The organism is Armatimonas sp. (genome assembly GCF_964826245.1).
On sequence record NZ_CBAYMC010000301.1, the window covers coordinates 1 to 4,429 of the forward strand.

6 protein-coding genes are annotated in these 4,429 nt (G+C 59.0%); all 6 read left to right on the plus strand.

Translation table 11 applies throughout. The features are described 5' to 3' along the window. Positions 1-498, plus strand: a 498-nt coding sequence (locus AC1XOS_RS20130) for a biotin--[acetyl-CoA-carboxylase] ligase (protein ID WP_481964002.1), incomplete at its 5' end; no start/stop codon positions are given. Continuing rightward, the gene (locus AC1XOS_RS20135) at positions 488-1,315 is read left to right on the plus strand and encodes a class I SAM-dependent methyltransferase (RefSeq protein WP_481964003.1); all 828 of its coding nucleotides are present in this window, start codon (positions 488-490) and stop codon (positions 1,313-1,315) included. The genes AC1XOS_RS20130 and AC1XOS_RS20135, both read left to right, overlap by 11 nt. Before the next feature lie 122 nt (positions 1,316-1,437). After that, positions 1,438-1,869: a hypothetical protein gene (locus tag AC1XOS_RS20140; RefSeq protein ID WP_481964004.1), complete on the plus strand. Its 432-nt coding sequence runs from the start codon at positions 1,438-1,440 to the stop codon at positions 1,867-1,869. Continuing rightward, positions 1,866-2,513 (plus strand): hypothetical protein, encoded by a 648-nt coding sequence (locus AC1XOS_RS20145; RefSeq protein ID WP_481964005.1) that lies wholly within the window; start codon positions 1,866-1,868, stop codon positions 2,511-2,513. The genes AC1XOS_RS20140 and AC1XOS_RS20145 overlap by 4 nt, the downstream gene beginning before the upstream one ends. Beyond that, positions 2,513-3,247: an LPS export ABC transporter ATP-binding protein gene (gene lptB, locus AC1XOS_RS20150; protein ID WP_481964006.1), complete on the plus strand. Its 735-nt coding sequence runs from the start codon at positions 2,513-2,515 to the stop codon at positions 3,245-3,247. Before AC1XOS_RS20145 ends, lptB begins: the two co-directional genes overlap by 1 nt. Further along, the gene (locus AC1XOS_RS20155; RefSeq protein WP_481964007.1) at positions 3,244-4,380 is read left to right on the plus strand and encodes an LptF/LptG family permease; all 1,137 of its coding nucleotides are present in this window, start codon (positions 3,244-3,246) and stop codon (positions 4,378-4,380) included. The genes lptB and AC1XOS_RS20155 overlap by 4 nt, the downstream gene beginning before the upstream one ends. The last annotated feature ends 49 nt before the right edge of the window (positions 4,381-4,429 follow it).

Sequence of the window (4,429 nt, forward strand, 5' to 3'; positions counted from 1 at the left end):
CGACTCTGGGAGCTGGCGCCTCTTGTGGGGCTAGCTGCCGCTGAAGCCGTCCGTGTGCTTGGCTTCGATGCCCAGGTGCGCTTTCCCAACGACCTTTTTCTCCAAGGCCGCAAGCTGGGCGGGGTGCTGATTGAGGTCGAGGCAGGCCAGCCCCTGATCGGGGTGGGAATTAATGTCAAGCCGCGCGTCTGGCCACCAGAGCTGGAAGAGAAAGCAATCGCACTGGGCAACGCGGTGGAGATCGCAGCGCTGGAGAGCGCTCTGTGGGAGGCACTAAACTGGCGCTGGTCACTCTGGGAGCGAGATGGGCTCGCGGCAATTCTCCCCGACTGGCACGCACTGCTTGACCCCGAGGCACGCCGAGTCTTTGTGCTAGAGAACCAAGAGACTCTCTGCAAAGTGGCGCTGCTCAGCGCCTCGGGGCAAGTCACCCTAGAGCTTCCCGACCGCTCCCTCCGCACGGTCTCCGCCTCCGAGGTGATCTTTGGTGAGGACTGATTTAATTGTCACGACGAGCCATAAGCCCGACGCGGCGCTTGCGGCGCGGGCGGCAGGGTTCGCGCAGGAGCTCGGTTGTGCCCTGGCGGGACGGCACGCCGAGGGGATGCCCGTGGTTTTTGGGCGCTACCCGGAGGCGCAAAAGGCACTGATCGTGCAGAGTGCCCGCTTGCTTCTGGTAGACCGCGTAGGCCACGAGGTCTTCTTCCACCCCAATCTCGGGGCGCTTCGGCTTCGTAACCTGCTCCGAGGCCACCCAGACTATCTCCAGCTTGCCATGCAGCTTGTCCCCGGCGAGTCCGTTCTCGACTGCACGCTGGGCCATGCAGGCGAGGCGACCCTGTGTGCCTTCTTGGTAGGCGAGACGGGGGAGGTGCACGGGATCGAGGGAAGCCGCGAGCTGGGAATCGTCACGCGTGAGGGGCTGAGGGTGTTTGAAACCGAGAACCGAATTATCAATGCCGCGATGCGTCGGATCCAGGTCGTGCACCTGGGGCATCACTTAGAGTTTCTCAAAGCCTGCCCCGATAAGCGCTACGACGTGGTCTACTTCGACCCGTTTTTTGATGTTGCCGTGGACATGACCGAAGAGACGATGGGGGCACTGAAGGCATTTGGCGATCATAGTATCCTAACACTAGAAGCCATTACGCAGGCAAAGCGCATCGCACGGCGCTTGGTGGTCGTGAAAACGGCCCGCTGGTCGGAGCTGCTTGCGGAGCTTGGAATCACGGAGTTTGTCGGCGCGAGACACCGGCGCGTGGTCTACGGGACTCTCTCCGTATCAGACTCGGAAAAATCTGCGACGGAAGGCTAGAAATACTGTCTCAAGTAAGCGTGAGATACGTCGCCGCTTGTTTTTGCCTCCTACTAGTGGGCTGTGGGCCGCGTAGACCTCAAGTAAAAGCCACTCTCAAGCCAGCCGCGACTCCGGTTCCCATGACGGGCGAGCTGTCCCGCTCCCACGCCGTCTTCTCGGATGGCAAGGGCAATCGCAAGCTGGAGCTGTGGGGAACCAAGACAAGCCTGGGAGAAAAAGAGGGCGCACAGATGGAAGGAACATCTGCGATTCTCTACCAGGAAGGGAAACCCGCGCTCAAAATCGTCGCGAAGAATGTTCGGATTGAGATTGATGGCCGAAAACCAAGCCGCCTGACAGCTCAGGGGAGTGTCTCCCTCGAAACAATGGGCCAGCTTGATGCTCGAACGATAAAGTGTAATAACTTGGTCTGGCTTCCGAAAGATAATCCGCTACAAGGTGTCTTGGAAGGCAGCGGAAATGTCGCCTTTCTCTCGGGTGCAGATATGGAACTCTACGGCTCCCGATTTACCGCAGACTCCGTACTCCAGAAACTCAAAATTTTGCCATGAAAAACTCTCTCCTCGCTCTTGCGTCTCTCTGCCTTCTCGTGCCCCTTGTCCACGGTGCACAGAAAGCCCCCACGAATACCTCACGCATCGGGGATTTTATTCTCAACTGGCGCAGTGGCACCATTGAGATTGTCGGGCCAACGCCAAGTGGGAAAGTGACGGCAACGCTTCTGGGAAATGCAGCGCCCGTCGCCATGGTCTCTCAAGAAGCGGGCAGTGAAGCCCTCAAAAAAGCAAAGCTCAAGTCACGACGGCGTGAGCTAAGCGCGAAAAAGATTGTTGCTGTTGCTGTCAATGTGAGTGTCAAGGGAAAAAAAGCCTTTGTTAGTGGCGCGACCTTGACTGCCAACGTGAGCATTCTCTTGGAACAGCTCGATCTGGAAGGCAATAAGCAGACAATAAAAGTGCGCTGTGATGAAGCGATCTTCAAAGCGGGGACAAAGCCGGGAATGGGGCGGATTGATTTTTCGGGTAATGCACACCTGTGGAGCTATGGTGCTCTGGATACAGAGACATCGGTAGACAGTGGCTGGATTGACCTGGGTGATCCCGAGGATGCGGAGAACAAGCCGCCGACGCTTCACCTGGGTGCGGGAAGTACCACGGGCAACATCAAGGAAGAGCCAGAGAAGAAAAAGAAGTGATGAGCGATGTAACGCGCCGGATTGAGGTGACAGAGCTTGCCAAGGTGTACCGCAAGCGCCGGGTAGTAGATGGCGTCTCGCTGAGCTTTGAGCAGGGGGAGATCGTCGGGCTGCTCGGCCCTAACGGTGCGGGAAAGTCCACGACGTTCTACATGATTGTCGGGCTGATCCGCCCCGATAGTGGAAAAGTGCTACTGGATGGCAAGGATGTCACGAAAATGCCCATGTACCAGCGAGCGCGGCGCGGGATCGGCTACTTAGCGCAAGAGGCCAGTGTCTTTCGCAAGCTCACGGTCCGCGAGAACGTGATGCTCGTGCTGGAGATGACCGGCTGCCCGCGCAAAGACCGCCGCGCACGTGCCGAGCAGCTCATGGAAGACCTCAAGGTGACCCACCGTGCCAGTGCCCGTGGGGCGGAGCTCTCAGGTGGGGAGCGGCGGCGTGTCGAGATTGCGCGCGCCCTGGCCGCCAATCCGTCGTTCTTGCTCCTGGATGAGCCCTTTGCCGGAATTGATCCCCGCGCTATCGAGGATATTCAGGAGATGGTTCAGGAGCTACGCAATCGTGGCCTCGGCGTGCTGATCACCGACCACAACGCCGCCGCGACGCTCAACCTCACTGACCGAACCTACGTGATCGTGGATGGTAAAGTGGTCTTTGAGGGCACACGCGATGAAGTGGCACAGAACGACGATGTCCGCCGCTTCTATCTTGGGGAGAACTTCAAGCTGTGACCCGTACAGATCGGGTGGTGCTCTTAGAGATCGTCGGGCCATTTTTTGGCTCGGTGCTACTTTTCACGAGCCTGTTTCTGGCTGCGGGCGAGCTGCAAAAACTAGCGGAGTTCTCACAAAAAGGTGTTCCCCCAAGCTTCTTGCTGACCATGGTGCTCTTCACCATGCCCTATATTCTGGCCTACACGATTCCCATGGCGATGCTCCTTGCCACGCTCCTGGGCTTTGGGCGGCTCTCAGGCGACTCGGAGATCGTGGCGCTCTTTGCCTCAGGGACGAGCTTTCCGCGCATCATGGCTCCGGTGGTCGGGTTCGCTCTGGCCATTGCGCTTCCGATTATCGCCATCAACCACAGCCTTATTCCCGCCGCCAACCACAAGCGCGAGAAAATGGCCATGGACATCCGCCAGCGCGGCTCCACAGCCAAAGCGACAACGGAGGCTTTTACGCTCGCGGTCAAGGCGGGAGACAACCAGCAGTACATTGTGCACGCCGCGGGTGGGGTGCGCTTCGGTGCAGGTGGAAAAGCCTACTTAGATCGGGTGGGGATTCTGCTCTACGAGAAAGGGATGCCCGTCGCAGCGGTGGGAGCACGGCGGGCGGAGTGGAAGATCGGGACGACGTCCTGGGTACTGATTGAGGACAAGCCCGGTGAGCTCTGGATGGCAGAGAGCCAGAAGAGTGTGGTGCTCTATGGCCGCCAGATCCGGCTACGGGAAGTCGAGCTGGGCAAGCCCAAAGAGCTGGAGAGCTTAGAGGGGCGCGTCACCGAGCTCTCGACGGAAAAGCTGGCCGAGCGAGCAGAGCTTCGGCACGCAGAGGGCGACCATGCCGCAGCACGCGAGGCGGAGATTGAGGCGCAAGCACGGGTCTCGTTTCCTCTGTCCGCGCTGGTCTTTGCCATGGTCGGAGCGCCGCTGGGAATCCAGAGAACGCGCTCAGGCAAGGGGATGGGCTTTGGTCTCTCAGTGCTGGTCACTTTTGTCTACTGGACAACGGTGCAGATCTTTCAGGCGATTGGGAAAGGCGGGGGAATGCCCGCGCTCGTGGCCTGTGAGCTGCCCAACCTTTTAGGAATTGGCGTGGGAGTCTGGCTGATCTGGCGGGTCAGCCAGCGAGGCGCGGTAAACTAAGAATATCGTGAATACGACACTTCTGTTTTTTGCTCTTCTGGTACCTGTC

Coding starts and splice junctions, on each gene's coding strand:
- AC1XOS_RS20140 (WP_481964004.1), top strand. CDS start 1,438: ATGACGGGCGAGCTGTCCCGCTCCCACGCCGTCTTCTCGGATGGCAAG.
- AC1XOS_RS20145 (WP_481964005.1), top strand. CDS start 1,866: ATGAAAAACTCTCTCCTCGCTCTTGCGTCTCTCTGCCTTCTCGTGCCC.
- lptB (WP_481964006.1), top strand. CDS start 2,513: ATGAGCGATGTAACGCGCCGGATTGAGGTGACAGAGCTTGCCAAGGTG.